Origin of the sequence: uncultured Roseovarius sp., assembly GCF_913054395.1 — a bacterium.
In the GTDB taxonomy this organism is placed as follows: Bacteria; Pseudomonadota; Alphaproteobacteria; order Rhodobacterales; family Rhodobacteraceae; genus Roseovarius.
This window is the reverse complement of sequence record NZ_CAJXIP010000082.1, coordinates 1-15289: the sequence shown is the minus strand read 5'-3', so window position 1 is coordinate 15289 and position 15289 is coordinate 1. Positions and strand designations below refer to the sequence as shown.

15 protein-coding genes and 1 riboswitch are annotated in these 15289 nt (G+C 61.1%); of the genes, 10 read left to right on the top strand and 5 right to left on the bottom strand.

Translation table 11 applies throughout. The features are described 5' to 3' along the window. Both QZ522_RS12085 and QZ522_RS12080 read left to right on the top strand, forming a co-directional pair. Window positions 1–254 (top strand): MscL family protein (locus tag QZ522_RS12085; RefSeq protein WP_294611678.1); only part of this gene is annotated, 254 nt, incomplete at its 5' end. A gap of 97 nt (window positions 255–351) precedes the next feature. Next, window positions 352–1158, top strand: coding sequence for a mechanosensitive ion channel domain-containing protein (locus QZ522_RS12080; protein WP_294611676.1), 807 nt, complete (start codon window positions 352–354; stop codon window positions 1156–1158). 21 nt (window positions 1159–1179) lie between these two features. Here QZ522_RS12080 and rlmH read toward each other — a convergent pair whose 3' ends face one another. The 3 genes from rlmH to QZ522_RS12065 form a co-directional block, all read right to left on the bottom strand. Next, window positions 1180–1650: a 23S rRNA (pseudouridine(1915)-N(3))-methyltransferase RlmH gene (gene rlmH / locus QZ522_RS12075; protein ID WP_294611673.1), complete on the bottom strand. Its 471-nt coding sequence runs from the start codon at window positions 1648–1650 to the stop codon at window positions 1180–1182. After that, the gene (gene rsfS, locus QZ522_RS12070; protein WP_294611681.1) at window positions 1651–2079 is read right to left on the bottom strand and encodes a ribosome silencing factor; all 429 of its coding nucleotides are present in this window, start codon (window positions 2077–2079) and stop codon (window positions 1651–1653) included. A 132-nt stretch (window positions 2080–2211) separates the two neighbouring features. Beyond that, complete coding sequence (locus QZ522_RS12065) at window positions 2212–3537, bottom strand: mechanosensitive ion channel domain-containing protein (protein ID WP_294611670.1); 1326 nt, start codon at window positions 3535–3537, stop codon at window positions 2212–2214. Window positions 3538–3633: 96 nt separating this feature from the next. Between QZ522_RS12065 and QZ522_RS12060 the strand changes: the two genes are divergently transcribed. From QZ522_RS12060 to QZ522_RS12045, 4 genes are all read left to right on the top strand, one after another. Then, a complete protein-coding gene (locus QZ522_RS12060; RefSeq protein WP_294611667.1) occupies window positions 3634–4563 on the top strand; it encodes a histone deacetylase family protein in 930 nt (309 codons plus the stop codon). Between the two features lie 25 nt (window positions 4564–4588). After that, entirely contained in the window at window positions 4589–5761 is a 1173-nt protein-coding gene (locus tag QZ522_RS12055; protein ID WP_294611664.1) for an MFS transporter, read from the top strand. Window positions 5762–5835: 74 nt separating this feature from the next. Further along, the gene (locus QZ522_RS12050; protein ID WP_294611661.1) at window positions 5836–6858 is read left to right on the top strand and encodes an aspartate-semialdehyde dehydrogenase; all 1023 of its coding nucleotides are present in this window, start codon (window positions 5836–5838) and stop codon (window positions 6856–6858) included. 205 nt (window positions 6859–7063) lie between these two features. Beyond that, window positions 7064–8701, top strand: coding sequence for a DUF4139 domain-containing protein (locus QZ522_RS12045; protein ID WP_294611658.1), 1638 nt, complete (start codon window positions 7064–7066; stop codon window positions 8699–8701). 64 nt (window positions 8702–8765) lie between these two features. Here QZ522_RS12045 and QZ522_RS12040 read toward each other — a convergent pair whose 3' ends face one another. Then, window positions 8766–9293, bottom strand: coding sequence for an invasion associated locus B family protein (locus QZ522_RS12040; protein WP_294611655.1), 528 nt, complete (start codon window positions 9291–9293; stop codon window positions 8766–8768). A gap of 190 nt (window positions 9294–9483) precedes the next feature. On the opposite strand from QZ522_RS12040, the gene QZ522_RS12035 reads away from it, so the two are divergent. Continuing rightward, window positions 9484–10479, top strand: coding sequence for an asparaginase (locus QZ522_RS12035; protein WP_294611652.1), 996 nt, complete (start codon window positions 9484–9486; stop codon window positions 10477–10479). Window positions 10480–10527: 48 nt separating this feature from the next. Then, window positions 10528–10676, top strand: a riboswitch (FMN riboswitch). 75 nt (window positions 10677–10751) lie between these two features. Beyond that, entirely contained in the window at window positions 10752–11186 is a 435-nt protein-coding gene (locus QZ522_RS12030) for a 6,7-dimethyl-8-ribityllumazine synthase (protein ID WP_294611649.1), read from the top strand. 136 nt (window positions 11187–11322) lie between these two features. Here QZ522_RS12030 and serB read toward each other — a convergent pair whose 3' ends face one another. Next, the gene (gene serB / locus QZ522_RS12025) at window positions 11323–12195 is read right to left on the bottom strand and encodes a phosphoserine phosphatase SerB (RefSeq protein WP_294611646.1); all 873 of its coding nucleotides are present in this window, start codon (window positions 12193–12195) and stop codon (window positions 11323–11325) included. 160 nt (window positions 12196–12355) lie between these two features. Here serB and QZ522_RS12020 point away from each other — a divergent pair, with 160 nt between their 5' ends. Continuing rightward, entirely contained in the window at window positions 12356–13510 is a 1155-nt protein-coding gene (locus QZ522_RS12020) for a phosphoserine transaminase (RefSeq protein WP_294611643.1), read from the top strand. An 87-nt stretch (window positions 13511–13597) separates the two neighbouring features. Then, complete coding sequence (gene serA / locus QZ522_RS12015) at window positions 13598–15196, top strand: phosphoglycerate dehydrogenase (protein WP_294611640.1); 1599 nt, start codon at window positions 13598–13600, stop codon at window positions 15194–15196. The last annotated feature ends 93 nt before the right edge of the window (window positions 15197–15289 follow it).

The following is a 15289-nucleotide window of genomic DNA, read 5'->3' as shown; positions in this document are numbered from 1 at the left end:
ATGTGCTTCTGGGGTCGGGCGAATATGACTCGATTGCCGCCGCCGAAGAAGCCGGTGCTGCGGTCTTTGCCTATGGTCGCTTCATCATGGCCATGATCAACTTTCTGATCATTGCCTGGGTGGTGTTCCTGTTGGTTAAGGCCGTCAACCGCGCCAAGCCCAAGGCCAAGGTCGAAGAGGCGCCCGCCGCCGATCCGGGGCCGTCGGAACTGGACATCCTGATCGAAATCCGCGATTCGTTGAAGAACAAGTAAGCCACGGTTTATGGCAGGGGGTCCGCTCTCCAGCGGGCCCTTTTTCACGTTCGGCGCATGGCCTGCGTCCGACCAAGACCAGAAAGGAAATGCATCAATGCAAGACATCATTGCACAGCTGAGCAGCTATGGCCCCATGGTCATCAACGCGGCCAAGGCCCTGGCGGTTCTCGTCTTTGGCTGGATGGCGGCCGGGATCTTGAGCGGCATGGTGCGCCGCCGCGTAAATTCCAGCCCGCGCATCGACAAGACAATCGGCAATTTTGCGGCCTCGATCGTGAAATGGGTCATTCTGGCGATGGTACTTGTCGCGGTCCTTGGCATCTTCGGCATTCAGGCCACCAGCCTTGTGGCCGTCCTGGGCGCGGCGACGCTGGCCATCGGGCTGGCGTTGCAGGGCACCCTGTCGGATCTTGCAGCGGGGTTCATGCTGGTGCTTTTCCGGCCCTACAAACTTGGTCAATATGTTGAAATCGGTGGAACATCCGGCACGGTGGTCGATCTCAACCTGTTTTTCACCGAACTGGCGACACCTGATAATGTGCAGATCATCCTGCCCAACGGCCAGGCATGGGGCGCGGTGATCCGCAATTTCTCGCATCATGAGACGCGGCGCTGCGATCTGGGGTTCGGGATTGATTACGGCGACGATGCCGACCGCGCCATGCAGATCATTCTTGATCTGGCAAACGCCGACCCGCGCGTTCATGCCGACCCCGAGCCTTGGGTGCGGGTCGTGAACCTTGGCGACAGCAGTGTCGATCTTGGAGTGCGCTTGTGGTGTGATGCGGCCGATTACTGGGGTCTGAAATTCGATATGACCAAAGCGGTGAAAGAGGCCTTCGACAAGAACGGCGTGTCGATCCCCTATCCGCATCAGGTCGAAATTCAAAAGGCCGGCTAAGGGTTGGCGCGCCGGGCAGCCTCAGACCCTGTGATAGGGGCTGCCCGCCAGAATGGACGCCGCGCGGTATAACTGTTCGCTCAGCATCACCCGCGCCAGCATGTGCGGCCAGACCATCCGCCCGAACGACAGTTTGAAATCGGCACGTTTTCGCAGATCGGGGGCAATGCCGTCGGCGCCGCCGATGACAAAGGCGACGTCGCCGCGCCCGCTGTCGCGCCAATCGCCAAGCTGGCTGGCAAACTCGGGCGAGCTTTGCAATTTGCCGCGCTCGTCCAGCGCCACGATCACCGATGCTTTGGGGATGGCCCGTTCCAACAGGACGGCCTCGGCATTCATGCCGCCGCCCTTTTTGTCCTCGACCTCGTGCATCTGCGCAGGGCCAAGTCCGAGGGCGCGGCCCGTGCGATCAAACCGGGTCAGATAGTCGTCGATAAGCGCGCGTTCCGGGCCGGTCCGCAACCGGCCCACCGCGCAAATATGAATCCGCATTCAGACCTGAGAGTCTGCCGTCTGCTCCGGGCTTTGTCCGGTGGGCAGCCACATCTTTTCAAGCTGATAGAATTCGCGCACTTCGGGGCGGAACACGTGAACGATCACATCGCCTGTGTCGATCAGCACCCAATCGCCGGTTCCCTTGCCTTCCGTCCGTGACAGAATTCCGAACTCCTGCTTAAGGCGGTCCGTCAGCTTTTCGGCAATCGCGGTGACCTGACGGGACGAACGCCCCGAACAGACGATCATGTAATCGCCAATAGCCGTCTTGCCGCGCAGGTCGATCTGTACGATATCTTCGGCCTTGTCGTCGGAAAGTGAGGAAAGGATTGCCGCAAGCTGTGTTTCACTGTTTGCGGTCATGGCAGGCACCATGGCAAGCGCCCCCTGTTCAGCGGCCTCGGCCGCATTGGTCGTAAAAGACAGGACATAGTCCTCCTTTGCTGCACACCGCAAAACCCCGGTGCCGGGCTATGTTTACAAGGTAGCAAGCCAAAGATGATTTTTCAATGAAGGGCAACCCCCAGAATGTCGCAGGCACGCGAATGTGCTGCAAATTTACCCGTTCCGGGGGGGATTTTGCGGTGTATCTTCCAACATCCTCACTTCGCGCTGCGGGAAGGGGATGGAAATGTCATGCGCCTTGAACGCATCCCAGAGCGCCAGATAGACATTTCCGCGGATATTCGTCAGGCCCTGCGTCGGGTCGCGAATCCAGAACCGCAGGATGTAATCGACGCTGTTGTCGCCAAAACCCACGATATGACAAACCGCCGGTTTGCTGCTCAGGACACGTGCAACGCCGCTTGCGGCCTCTACGGCGATCTTGCGCACCAGATGCGGGTCGTCGCCGTAAGCCGTGCCAAAATAGATATCCAGCCGCACGAAATCGTTGGAATGCGACCAGTTCACCACCTGCCCGGTGATCAGATCCTCGTTCGGGATCAGGTACTCGCGCCCGTCGCGGGTGGTGATCGACACATAGCGCGCGCCCAGGCTGTTGATCCAGCCAAAGGTCTCGCCAAGGCTGATGACATCGCCGGGCTTGATCGACTTGTCGAGCAGGATGATCACCCCCGACACAAGGTTCGACACCACCTTTTGAAGGCCAAAACCAAGGCCCACACCGATGGCGCCCGAGAGCACGGCAAGCCCGGTCAGATCCACCCCGACGGTGCGTAGCCCGATAAAGAAAGCCGCCCCATAAAGCAGGACCTGCATGAACTTGACGACAAGCACCTGCATCGAGGGCGAAATGTCGTCATTCTTGCGCACCTGCGCGGCGGTCGCCGTCGAGGTAAAGCGCGCCAGCGTGAACAGGATGCCGATCACGATCACCGCCTGCACCAACAGCCAGAGCGACAGGCGGGTTTCGCCCACTTCAAAGGCGGCACTGTCCAGAATGGTCTGTGCCTCGTCGGTGAGGTTCAAAATGCTCAGCGTGACCCAGGTCCAGCCCAGATAACGCACCATCGAGCGTAAAAAGTTGTTGCCGATCAGACGGGTAACAATGGCAATCACAAGCCAGGCAAGGGCCAGGTTGCCGACAGCCGCCAATATATAGGACCGACTGGGCCAGGTGACCTCGCGCATGACCCAGACCAGGGGCCAGATCATCGCTACGAAAAAGATAAGTCTTAGGCGGCGGTGCAACATCACCAGAATGCGCATCCGCCACTTTGGCCAGCCTTCGCGGCGGCGCATCCATTCGCGGCACATCGGACCGAACACCCGGTCCATGGCATGCGCCGCGATGAAAAGCGCAATGACAATCGCCACCTGATAGGCGTTCCAGGGTCGCAAAAGCCCGGTCAGGAAAAGCTGTGCCTGCGCCCAGAGGCCAAGCGCGATCTCCTGCGTGATGGTGATGGTATCGCCGTCCATTACCGTTCAGCTTGGCACGCGCCGCGCCGCCTCACAAGCCCGCACTGGACAAGTCCCGAAATTCAGGCTCTTTTCGGGCTCGAACGGAGACATGCAATGACAACAGCCCTGATCACCCATCCCGATTGCCTTGGCCATGAAACGCCCGAAGGCCACCCCGAACAGGTGGCCCGGCTGGACCATGTGCTTGCCGCGCTTGAGGGCAAGGACCTTTCCCGCGTTACCGCCCCGATGGTTGCTGAGGATGATCTTTTGCGCGTCCACCCCCGCAGCCATCTTGAGGCGATCCGCTCCGCCGCGCCCGCATCGGGCATCATACAGCTTGACGCCGATACCTACATGTCGCCGGGCACGCTTGCCGCGGCGCATCGTGCGGCGGGCGGCGCGGTGCGCGCGGTTGATCTTGTGATATCAGGCGAGGTGCAGAATGCCTTTGTCGCCACCCGACCGCCGGGGCACCATGCCGAACGCGAAACCACCATGGGGTTCTGCCTGTTCGGAAATATTGCCGTGGCGGCCAAGCACGCGCTCGATCATCACGGGCTTTCGCGTGTGGCGATCGTCGATTTCGACGTGCATCACGGCAATGGCACACAGGATCTGCTTGAGGATGACGCGCGCGCGCTTTTCGTATCCTCGCACCAGTTTCCGCTTTGGCCCGGAACCGGCACCGCCGATGACACTGGCCCGCATGGCACCATTCTGAACCTGCCGCTTGCTCCGGGCACCGATGGCGACGGGTTTCGCAAGATCTATGAAGACAAGGTCTTTCCCGCCGTTGCCGCCTTCAAGCCCGAACTGTTGCTGATCTCGGCCGGGTTTGACGCCCACCGGGACGATCCGCTTGCCGACCTGCGTCTGGATGTGGATGACTTTGCCTGGGTCACCGGGCGGCTTTGCGATCTGGCGGATGACCTGTGCGGCGGGCGGATCGTATCCTGTCTTGAGGGCGGTTATAACCTGACGGCGCTTGCTCAGAGTGCGGCGGCCCATGTCGATGTGCTGATTGCACGCGGCGCGACCTGACTTTCCCTGTATCAAGGATACCCCCATGCGCGCCGGTCTTGTCCTGCTCTGTCTGGCCTACGTGCTAAGCCAGTTCTTTCGGGCCTTTCTTGCGGTCCTTAGCGGAGTTCTGGAGCGCGACATCGGCGCGACGCCGGATGATCTTGCCTTTGCCTCGGGCCTTTGGTTCCTGGCCTTTGCGGTGATGCAGGTGCCCGTGGGCTGGGCGCTTGATCGGGTCGGGCCACGGCGCACGGCGGCGGTGCTTTTGCTGATCGGCGGGGCCGGGGGCGCGACCCTGTTCGCCCTGGCCGCCAGCCCGTTGCACATCGCCGTGGCGATGCTGTTGATCGGGGTCGGTTGCTCGCCGGTGCTTATGGCGTCCTATTACATCTTCGCGCGCCAGTTTCCGCCTGCCAGGTTCGCCACTCTTGCGGCCTTGATGCTTGGGGTCGGGTCAATCGGCAATCTGGTTGCGTCTTATCCGATGGCATGGGCCGCCGAAACGCTTGGCTGGCGGGCGGCCTTGTTGGCGCTGGCTGGGGTGTCGGGCGTTGTGGCGGTGGGCATCCTGGCGCTTGTGCGCGATCCCGAGGCGCTGAGCGGCGATACCCGCGGCTCGGTTCTGGATCTTCTGAAGATGCCGGTGCTCTGGGCAATCATGCCGCTGATGTTCGTGGCCTATGTGCCCTCTGCCGCGCTGCGCGGGCTTTGGGCCGGGCCCTATCTGCGCGATGTCTTTGCGCTTGATACCGGGCAGGTCGGACAGGCCACACTTGTGATGGGGGTGGCGATGATCGCCGGAACGCTCTGTTACGGCCCGCTCGATCGCATCTTCAACACCCGGAAATGGGTGGTTTTCGCAGGTAACGCGATCAGTGCGCTCGCGCTTTTGGTAATGATCATGCTGCCCGATCAAAACCTGATGCTGTCGATTGCCATGCTGGCGGTCGTCGGCTTTTTCGGCGCCTCTTTCCCGGTGATCATCGCCCATGGCCGGGCGTTTTTCCCGCCTCATCTTGCAGGGCGCGGTGTGACCCTGTTGAACCTGTTTGGCATCGGCGGCGTCAGCGTTGCGCAATTCGCCTCTGGCCCGCTGCATACTGCGGCTTCGGGGGCGGGTGTGCTTGCCGGTTATACGGCGATCTTCCTGCTGTTTGCGATAACATTGCTGCTTGGTCTGGTGATTTACCTCTTCAGCCGCGACAGTATGAACTGAATCCGCCCCCTTTTACCTTCTGCGCAGACACGATAAGACCCCCCGGCAACCCCCGAACCTGGAGATTGATCAAAATGGGTTACAAAATCGCCGTCGTCGGCGCCACGGGCAATGTGGGCCGCGAAATGCTGAACATTCTGGCCGAGCGCCAGTTTCCTGTTGATGAGATCGTGGCCCTTGCCAGCCGCAAGTCTCTCGGTACCGAAATCAGCTTTGGCGACCGAACTTTGAAAACCAAGGATCTGGATGCCTTTGATTTCACGGGGTGGGATATCGCGCTGTTCGCCATCGGTTCTGACGCGACCAAGATCTATGCTCCCAAGGCGGCCAAGGCCGGCTGTATCGTGATCGATAACTCGTCGCTTTATCGCTATGATCCCGATATTCCGCTGGTGGTTCCAGAAGTGAACCCAGAGGCGGTCATGGGCTATGATAAGAAGTACATCATCGCCAACCCCAACTGTTCGACCGCGCAGATGGTCGTTGCGCTCAAGCCGCTGCACGATCGTGCGCGCATCAAGCGCGTCGTTGTCTCGACCTATCAGTCGGTCTCGGGCGCGGGCAAAGAGGGCATTGACGAGCTTTGGGATCAGACCAAGTCGATCTACAACCCGACTGATGACAAGCCGGCCAAGAAATTCACCAAGCAGATCGCCTTCAACGTGATCCCGCATATCGACGTCTTCCTTGAGGACGGCCAGACCAAAGAAGAATGGAAAATGGTTGCCGAGACGAAGAAAATCGTCGACCCCTCTATCAAGGTGACCGCCACATGCGTGCGCGTGCCGGTGTTTGTCGGCCATTCCGAAGCGATCAACATCGAGTTCGAAGATCACCTCGATGAGGCTGAAGCCCGCGACATCCTGCGTGAAGCGCCGGGAATCATGGTGATCGACAAGCGCGAAGACGGTGGCTATGTCACGCCGATCGAATGTGTCGGCGATTTCGCCACCTTCATCAGCCGTATCCGTCAGGATCCGACGATTGATAACGGCATCAACCTGTGGTGCGTCAGCGACAACCTGCGCAAGGGTGCGGCGCTGAATGCGGTGCAAATCGCTGAAACACTGGGTCAGCGGGTGCTGAAAAAAGGCTGATCGTTTTTCAGTGATTGCTTGACGGCCGAATAATCGGGCACATCTTCGGGTGTGCCCGTTTGCGTTTCCTGTCCTGATATTTGACTGGTGCCTTGACGGCGCGTTACGGCAGCCGAAGGCGTAATTCCGCACAAATCGCCAGCCGGTGCTTGCACTTGCCCGCCGTCCCCGGAATGATCCAATCAGAGTTTCAGGAGATTTCCCCATGCGCGCGCTTACCTTTGCCCTTCCGCTTGTCCTTTTCGCTCCGACGCTGCACGCCGAGGAGATCGCCCTTAACAGCAGGGTAAGCGCCGTCACGCTTTACCCGCAGGGGGCGACCGTCATCCGGCAGGTGCCGTTTTCCATTCCCGCAGGTCAGCACGATCTGATCCTTGCCGATCTGCCGCAAAACACGCCTCTGGCCACGGTCCGGGTTGCGGTCGAGGGTGCGCAAATGGGCGGGGTCACCACCCGAAGCGACTATGTGCCGCCACGAGATGCCGCCGAACCGCCCGCCCTGATTGCCGCCCGCGCCGAGGTCGAGCGTCTTGAAGAGGCCTTGAGAGTGGCGCGCGCAGAGGTGGAGGATATCGCGCTTGAGGCCGATGCCGCCCGCGCCCGCATCACCTTTCTGGGTGAGATTGGCCAGGGCGATGGCGTCGCGGCGCTTGGCGTAGATGCCCTGCGTGATCTCGCGGCCATGATCGGCAGCGAGACCCTTGTTGCAGAACGTGCCGCCGCAGAGGCCACCCGACGCGCAGAGGCCGCCGAGCGTGGCCTCAAGGACCGGATCAAGGCGCTTGATGAGGCCCGGCAGGCCCTTGCCGCGCTTGTCCCCGAAGACAAGGCGCGTGCCATGCTTGCCGTCGCGGTCGCCACGGATCAGCCCGCGACGGGCACGCTGACCGTGACCTATGCGATCCACGATGCCGGATGGCAGCCGCTTTATGATTTCCATCTGGCGCGTGATACGGGCGCTCTCCGGCTCGAGCGGGGGGCTTTCGTGCGACAGGACACCGGCGAGAACTGGCGCGATGTGGCGCTGACCCTGTCCACGGTCCGCCCCTCGGCCCAGAGCGAACCCGGCCAGATCTGGCCCTGGATTCCGCGGATTGAGGACCCGGATGCGCCGCGCCCGAAAACGCAGCAACTTGAACGGGCCAATGGCGGCCTGATGTCGATGGCCGAACCGATGATGGATGCCGCCGCCCCGGCGCGCATAGAGGCAGATGCCCAGTTTGATGGCCTGTCCGTGACCTATAGCTATCCAGAGCCCGTGTCGGTGACCACCGGCGCAGACCGGGTGCGCCTGTCGCTCGGCACGCTTGCCACTACCGCCGATGTTGTGGCGCAGGCCGTGCCTCTGGTGGATCAGACGGCCTTTGTGATGGCACGGCTGACCAATGACATGGGTGAATTGATCCTGCCGACCAATGAGGCGCGGTTTTATCTCGATGGTCGTTATGTCGGGCAACGCTGGATGGATCTTGTTCCGGCGGGGGGCGAGCTTGACGTCTCGTTCGGGCCAATCGAAGGGCTTCGCCTGACGCGGCTTGTGCGCGAGCGCAATGAGGGTGATCGCGGGGTGATTTCCAAGTCTAACGAAATGACTGAGACGGTCGAGATCAGCATTGAAAACCTGACCGATGACGAATGGCCGTTGCGGGTTCTGGATCGTGTGCCTCAATCCGATCAGGAAGACCTTGAGATTGATTGGTCGGCAAAGCCGGTGCCGAGCGATCGCAATGTCGACGGCCAGCGCGGGATCCTGGACTGGAGCTTTGCGTTGCCTGCCGGTGTGACGCAGACGATCGAATTGAAGACCCGGATGAATTGGCCCGAGGGCAAGGTCCTGCGCTAGTACAAAACAAAAGCGGCGGTGCCCATCGGCCCGCCGCGTGATGTCGCTGGTTTGGCCGTCCGCTTTACTTACAGCGCTTTTCGGCCTCTTCCACCGCCGCAGTATACCCCGAAAGCGAGAAGGAATCCTTGGTGATCGTGCCGCGCGAGGACCGCGCGCTAAGAACGGCCTCTGCGCCGCGCTTCATCGCCGCGAGGATCTTGGCGTCATCGGCCGTGCTTGCGGGCCAGGCCCATTCACCCTCGGTGAACAATTCAAACTCTGAGCCGCCGATATTCATGTTGACCGTCGAGCCACCGGCAAATGGATAGCCGCCGGTAAAGGTGATCTGGCCCTGAACGCCCGCGCCGGGGCGAAAGAATGTCATCAAAAGGATGTCGCCGCGCCGCACTGCGACCACCCGGCCATCCTTGGTGTTTACCGTTTCGGTCGGTGCCGACACCGCCCAGCATTCACGCGGGTCGCTGTCTTCAAACACGCTCCATGCGGTTTTGGCGGCCACCTGATTGGTGCTTGTTTCCTGTGCTGCTGCGGCGGTTGCCACCATCGCGGCCAAAGCCACGGCTACGCCACGTGCAAATCGTGATACCATCTGTCCAGCCTCCAAGCTGTCCTGAGCCTCAAATTCAAAGGTTGCCTCTATCCCTTTACGGAATTCTTTTTATGTGCAACCAGTCCCGTCTCGACATTGCAACATTAGCCCGAAACAGGCGAGAAGTGAAAGACGCAATTGGCGGATTTTTGCACACGCGCCCGTGACTGACACCTACCGGAGGCCTTTGATGACACAACCTGTTCCGATGACCGAAATCTGGCGCGGCCCGATGGCCGAAAGCGTGCACCAGGGTCATGCGTTGATTTGTGACGCGACCGGCGGCATCGTCGAGGCCTGGGGCGACCCGTCGACCACCATCCTGCCGCGCAGTTCGTCCAAGATGATTCAGGCCCTGCCCTTGATCACAAGCGGCGCGGCGGATGCCCATGGCCTGACGACAGAGCAGCTTGCGTTGACCTGTGCCTCGCATAACGGAGCGGCCATTCATACCACCCGCGTGAACCGCTGGCTTGCCGATCTGGGTCTGGGCGATGACGATTTTCGGTGCGGGCCGCAGCACCCGGACGACCCGGCGGCGGGCAAGGCGCTGATCTGTTCGGATACCGCGCCCTGTCAGGTGCACAACAACTGCTCGGGCAAGCATGCCGGGTTCCTGACGCTGAACCGTCACCTGAAGGGCAGCGCCGAGTATATCGACCCCGAGCATCCGGTACAAAAGGCGGTGCTTGAGGCCTTTGAAACGGTTACCGGTGAAACCTCGCCGTTTTACGGGATTGACGGCTGTTCGGCGCCCAACCATGCCACAAGCCTGCATGGCATGGCGCGGGCAATGGCGTGGTTTGCCGGGGCCACGGAGGGGGCGGATGCCAGTCAGAGCGCCGCAGTCCGCCTCTGGCAGGCGATGATCGCGCATCCCGACCTTGTGGCGGGCGAGGGGCGCGCCTGTACCGAACTGATGCGCGCCTGCAAGGAGCCCGTGGCGCTCAAGACCGGGGCCGAGGCGTTCTTTATCGCCATTCTGCCGACCCGGAAGATGGGAATTGCCCTCAAGATCACCGATGGCGGCACGCGCGGCGCCGAATGCGCGATTGCGGCGCTTCTGGTCAGGCTGGGCGTGCTGGACGCGGATCACCCGGCAACGCGCAAGTTCATGAACGCCCCGATTCTAAATCGTCGCGGGGTAGAGGTCGGAATGATCAAGCCAGCCGCAGCGTTGGTCTGATATGACGCAAATCCGGCTTGTCCGCCATGTTCTGTTCGCTTAGCCTCGGGGTGTTCTCAGGGCGGGGTGAAACTCCCCACCGGCGGTAAGGGGCACACGCCCCAAGCCCGCGAGCGGCCCCGGATGACCCCGGGGTGACAGCAGATCTGGTGTAATTCCAGAGCCGACGGTCATAGTCCGGATGAAAGAGAGCGCAAAGGCAGCCCACCATTGGGGGGGTGTCCTTTCGTTTGATGCTCTGGGTGATGTGTCGCAATGAAAGGATATGCCCCATGACACTTCCCCGCTACGCCTTCCTCAAGGCCAACTGGCACGCCGATATCGTAACCCGCGCGCTTGACGGGTTTGCCGAACTTATCCCGCCTGATCAGATCGACGTTTTCGACGTGCCCGGCGCGTTCGAGATGCCTCTGCTGGCGCGCGATCTGGCCCTGACCGGGCGCTACGCCGCCGTGGCCGCTGCTGCCTTTGTCGTCGATGGCGGCATTTACCGGCACGATTTTGTTGCTCAGGCAGTTGTCGATGGATTGATGCGCGCCTCGCTTGATACCGGAGTGCCGGTGTTGTCGGTCTCGCTCACCCCGCATCAGTATCAGGATACCGAGCATCACAATGCGATCTACCGGGCGCATTTTGTGGAAAAAGGCCGCGAAGCTGCCCGCGCTGCGCTGATGATCGGCAAGGCCCGCGCTTCCCTCGCCGCCTGATCGACACCAGCCAAAGCCGCGAAACATCTCTGTTTCGATGTAGACCTGCCACAATGCCCCTCCCCACAAGGGGTGCAGTAAGTAAAGAGCGGCAAGCACGGCCTTGCGCCTGGCCGCTTAATCTCAGGGTCGCGTTTTACGCACCCTGAAAGTCATCGCGTCCATAGCCTTGCAGGTACAAAAGTGCCGTCAGGTCGCCGTGGTTGATACGGATATCGCACTCTGCGGCGACGCTTGGCTTGGCATGAAGCGCAACGCCGGACCCGGCGCGCGCCAGCATGCCAAGGTCGTTTGCCCCGTCCCCGACCGCGATCACATCGTCTTCGGCAAGCCCGAGCCGCGCGCTGATCTCTTCGAGCGCTTCGATCTTGGCCTCGCGCCCCAGAATGGGACGGGCCACATCGCCCACCAGAACGCCGCCCTCGACCAAAAGCGTATTGGCGCGGTTTTCGTCAAACCCAAGCGTGGCGGCCACGGATTGCGTAAAGGCGGTAAAGCCGCCTGAAACCAGCGCGCAATAGGCCCCATGCGCCTTCATCGTCGCCAACAGGGCGGCGCCGCCGGGCATATAGGTGATCCGGCTTTCCAGCACTTGGGCAATCACGCCCTCGTCCAGCCCCTTGAGCAGGGCCACGCGTTCCAGCAGAGCGCCCTCGAAATCCAACTCGCCATTCATCGCCCGCGCCGTGATCTCTTTGACATGCGCGCCGACGCCTGCGACCTCGGCCAGCTCGTCAATGCATTCCTGACAGATCATCGTGCTGTCCATATCCGCCAGCAGCATCTTCTTGCGCCGCCCTGCGGTGGGTTGCACCACAAGATCGACACGCGCCTTTTGCAGATCGCCCCAGACCTCCCAGCGATTCTCCGGCACCTGCTCCAGCGCGAATTCCGCCGCTTCATCCGGCGCAAGCCAGATCGCGTCACCGCCGCCCCAGGCATTGCGCAGGGCGTGAACAAGGGCAGAATCCAGCGCGCCCTTGGGCGCAATCAACGTGGCAATGAACATTTAACGAAGTTTCCGATCGTAGTCGCGACAGGTCGCATTTTCTCACTCAAGCGGCGTTCTAGCGCTATTTCTGCACTTGCGAAAGGCCCTGATGCGCCGTATCTCGATCCGTGGGACACCCCTCCCCAACGAGGGGCGCTTATCTGAAAGGGTAGCATTCATGGCTATTGATACTCCGGCAACGCGGCCGGTTAATCCGCGTTTCTCTTCTGGCCCCTGCGCCAAAATCCCCACATTCACGCTTGATAAGCTTAGCGATGCGCCACTGGGCCGAAGCCACCGTGCCGCCGTCGGCAAGGCCAAGCTGAAAGCCGCAATCGAACGCACGCGCGATATCCTCGGCATCCCCGACGATTACCGTATCGGCATTGTGCCTGCTTCGGATACCGGCGCGGTTGAAATGGCCATGTGGAACCTGTTGGGCGACCGCCCCGTTGAAATGCTTGCATGGGAAAGCTTTGGCGCGGGCTGGGTCACCGATGTGGTGAAACAGCTTAAACTCGACGCTACGGTCAAGACCGCCGAGTATGGCGAGATTGTCGATCTGGCCGGTGTCGATACCGACAAGGATGTCGTCTTTACCTGGAATGGCACCACCTCCGGTGTGCGGGTGCCGAATGGCGACTGGATCAAACCGGACCGTCAGGGGCTTACCATCTGCGATGCCACCTCGGCCGCCTTTGCGCAGGATCTGCCCTGGGACAAACTTGATGTGACCACCTTCAGCTGGCAGAAAGTGCTGGGTGGCGAGGCGGCGCATGGCATGCTTATCCTTAGCCCGCGGGCGGTTGAACGCCTTGAAAGCTATACCCCGGCCTGGCCCCTGCCCAAGATCTTCCGCCTGACCAAGGGTGGCAAGCTTATCGAGGGCGTGTTCGTGGGCGAGACCATCAACACCCCGTCGATGCTTGCGGTCGAGGACTACCTCGTCGCCCTTGACTGGGCCGCCTCGGTCGGTGGCCTCAAGGGGCTGATCGCTCGTGCGAACGCCAATACCAAGGCCGTGGCCGATTTTGTGGAACTGCACGATTGGGTCGATTTTCTAGCCCATGATCCGGCCACCCTGTCAAACACCTCGGTCTGCCTGACCTTCAATGATGCCCGCATTACCGATGGGGCCACATTTGCCAAAGCCGTTGCCAAACGGCTTGAGGTCGAAGGCGTGGCCTATGACGTCGGTGCCTATCGCGACGCGCCGGCCGGGCTTCGAATCTGGTGCGGTGGTACGGTAGAGACCGCCGACGTGGCCGCCCTCATGCCCTGGATCGAATGGGCGTTTCAGGCCGAAATCGCGGCACTTTCCGTCGACGCATGATGATGGGTTTCACCCACCCTGCCGATTGAACGCAGGGTGGGTGCCAGCCCGTGCTTTTACGAACATCTCTCATAAGGACGCTTAAAAATGGCTCCCAAAGTACTCGTCTCTGACAAACTGTCCGAAACCGCCGTTCAGATCTTTCGCGATCGCGGTATCGAGGTCGACTTTCAGCCCGACCTTGGCAAGGACAAGGACAAGCTGGCCGAGGTGATCGGTCAGTATGATGGCCTTGCCATCCGCTCTGCCACCAAGGTCACGGAAAAGATTCTCGCCAATGCCACCAACCTCAAGGTGATCGCGCGCGCCGGGATCGGGACCGACAACATCGACAAAGAAGCCGCATCGAAAAAGGGCGTGATCGTGATGAACACGCCGTTTGGCAACATGATCACCACCGCCGAACATGCCATCGCGATGATGTTCGCCGTGGCGCGCCAGATCCCAGAGGCCTCGGTCTCGACCCAAGCCGGGAAATGGGAGAAATCCAAATTCATGGGGGTCGAGCTGACCGGCAAGACCCTTGGCGTGATCGGCGCAGGCAATATCGGCGGCATCGTCTGTGACCGTGCCCGTGGCCTCAAGATGAAGGTCGTGGCCTATGATCCCTTCCTGAGCCAGGAAAAAGCCGACAAGATGGGCGTCGAGAAGGTCGAAGAGCTTGACGATCTGCTCAAGCGTGCCGACTTCATCACCCTGCATGTGCCGCTCACCGACCAGACCCGCGATATCCTGAGCCGCGAAAACCTTGAGAAAACCAAGAAGGGCGTGCGCATCATCAACTGTGCACGTGGCGGGCTTGTCGACGAAGAGGCGCTGGCCGATCTGTTGAAATCCGGCCATGTGGCGGGTGCGGGCTTTGACGTTTTTGCCAAGGAGCCAGCGACCGAAAACCCGCTCTTCGGCCTGCCCAACGTGGTCTGCACGCCTCACCTCGGCGCCGCCACCACCGAGGCTCAGGAAAACGTTGCCCTGCAAGTGGCCGAGCAGATGTCGGACTACCTGCTGACCGGCGCGGTGACCAACGCCCTCAACATGCCTTCGGTCACCGCGGAAGAGGCCAAGGTCATGGGCCCCTGGATCAAGCTGGCCGATCACCTCGGTAATTTCATCGGCCAGATGACCGACGAGCCGATCAAGGCCATCAACATCCTCTATGACGGTGTCGTCTCCGAGATGAACCTCGGCGCGCTGAACTCTGCCGCCGTCGCCGGGATCATGAAATCGGTCAACCCCGAGGTCAACATGGTCTCGGCGCCGGTGGTGGCCAAGGAACGCGGGATCAAGATCAGCACCACCAAACAGGACAAATCCGGGGCCTTTGAGGGCTATATCAAGGTGACCGTCGTGACCGACAAGCGCGAACGCTCGATCGGCGGCACGGTCTTCAGCGACGGCAAGCCGCGCTTCATTCAGATCAAGGGCATCAACATCGACGCCGAAATCGGTCGTCACATGCTCTACACCACGAACGAAGACGTGCCGGGCATCATCGGCCTTCTGGGCCAGACAATGGGCGAGAACGGCGTCAATATCGCCAACTTCACGCTTGGCCGCGCCGATGCGGGCGGTGAGGCGATCGCGCTTTTGTATGTCGATGCCCCGGTGCCCGATGCGGCGATCAGGGCGCTCACCGCGACCGGCAAGTTCCAGCAGATCCGCCAATTGCAATTCGACGTTGGCTGATCCTCAAACCGGCGCCGCCTTCCGGGGCGGCGCCTCTGGCCTTTCCATCATCCGACTTTCATCTTTCCAGAAATACTCCGGGGGGATCGCCGC

Excerpts from the sequence above, each read along its gene's own strand:
- QZ522_RS12080 (WP_294611676.1), top strand. The coding sequence starts at position 352 with ATGCAAGACATCATTGCACAGCTGAGCAGCTATGGCCCCATGGTCATC.
- rlmH (WP_294611673.1), bottom strand. The coding sequence starts at position 1,650 with ATGCGGATTCATATTTGCGCGGTGGGCCGGTTGCGGACCGGCCCGGAA.
- QZ522_RS12065 (WP_294611670.1), bottom strand. The coding sequence starts at position 3,537 with ATGGACGGCGATACCATCACCATCACGCAGGAGATCGCGCTTGGCCTC.
- QZ522_RS12060 (WP_294611667.1), top strand. The coding sequence starts at position 3,634 with ATGACAACAGCCCTGATCACCCATCCCGATTGCCTTGGCCATGAAACG.
- QZ522_RS12055 (WP_294611664.1), top strand. The coding sequence starts at position 4,589 with ATGCGCGCCGGTCTTGTCCTGCTCTGTCTGGCCTACGTGCTAAGCCAG.
- QZ522_RS12050 (WP_294611661.1), top strand. The coding sequence starts at position 5,836 with ATGGGTTACAAAATCGCCGTCGTCGGCGCCACGGGCAATGTGGGCCGC.
- QZ522_RS12045 (WP_294611658.1), top strand. The coding sequence starts at position 7,064 with ATGCGCGCGCTTACCTTTGCCCTTCCGCTTGTCCTTTTCGCTCCGACG.
- QZ522_RS12040 (WP_294611655.1), bottom strand. The coding sequence starts at position 9,293 with ATGGTATCACGATTTGCACGTGGCGTAGCCGTGGCTTTGGCCGCGATG.
- QZ522_RS12035 (WP_294611652.1), top strand. The coding sequence starts at position 9,484 with ATGACACAACCTGTTCCGATGACCGAAATCTGGCGCGGCCCGATGGCC.
- QZ522_RS12030 (WP_294611649.1), top strand. The coding sequence starts at position 10,752 with ATGACACTTCCCCGCTACGCCTTCCTCAAGGCCAACTGGCACGCCGAT.
- serB (WP_294611646.1), bottom strand. The coding sequence starts at position 12,195 with ATGTTCATTGCCACGTTGATTGCGCCCAAGGGCGCGCTGGATTCTGCC.
- QZ522_RS12020 (WP_294611643.1), top strand. The coding sequence starts at position 12,356 with ATGGCTATTGATACTCCGGCAACGCGGCCGGTTAATCCGCGTTTCTCT.
- serA (WP_294611640.1), top strand. The coding sequence starts at position 13,598 with ATGGCTCCCAAAGTACTCGTCTCTGACAAACTGTCCGAAACCGCCGTT.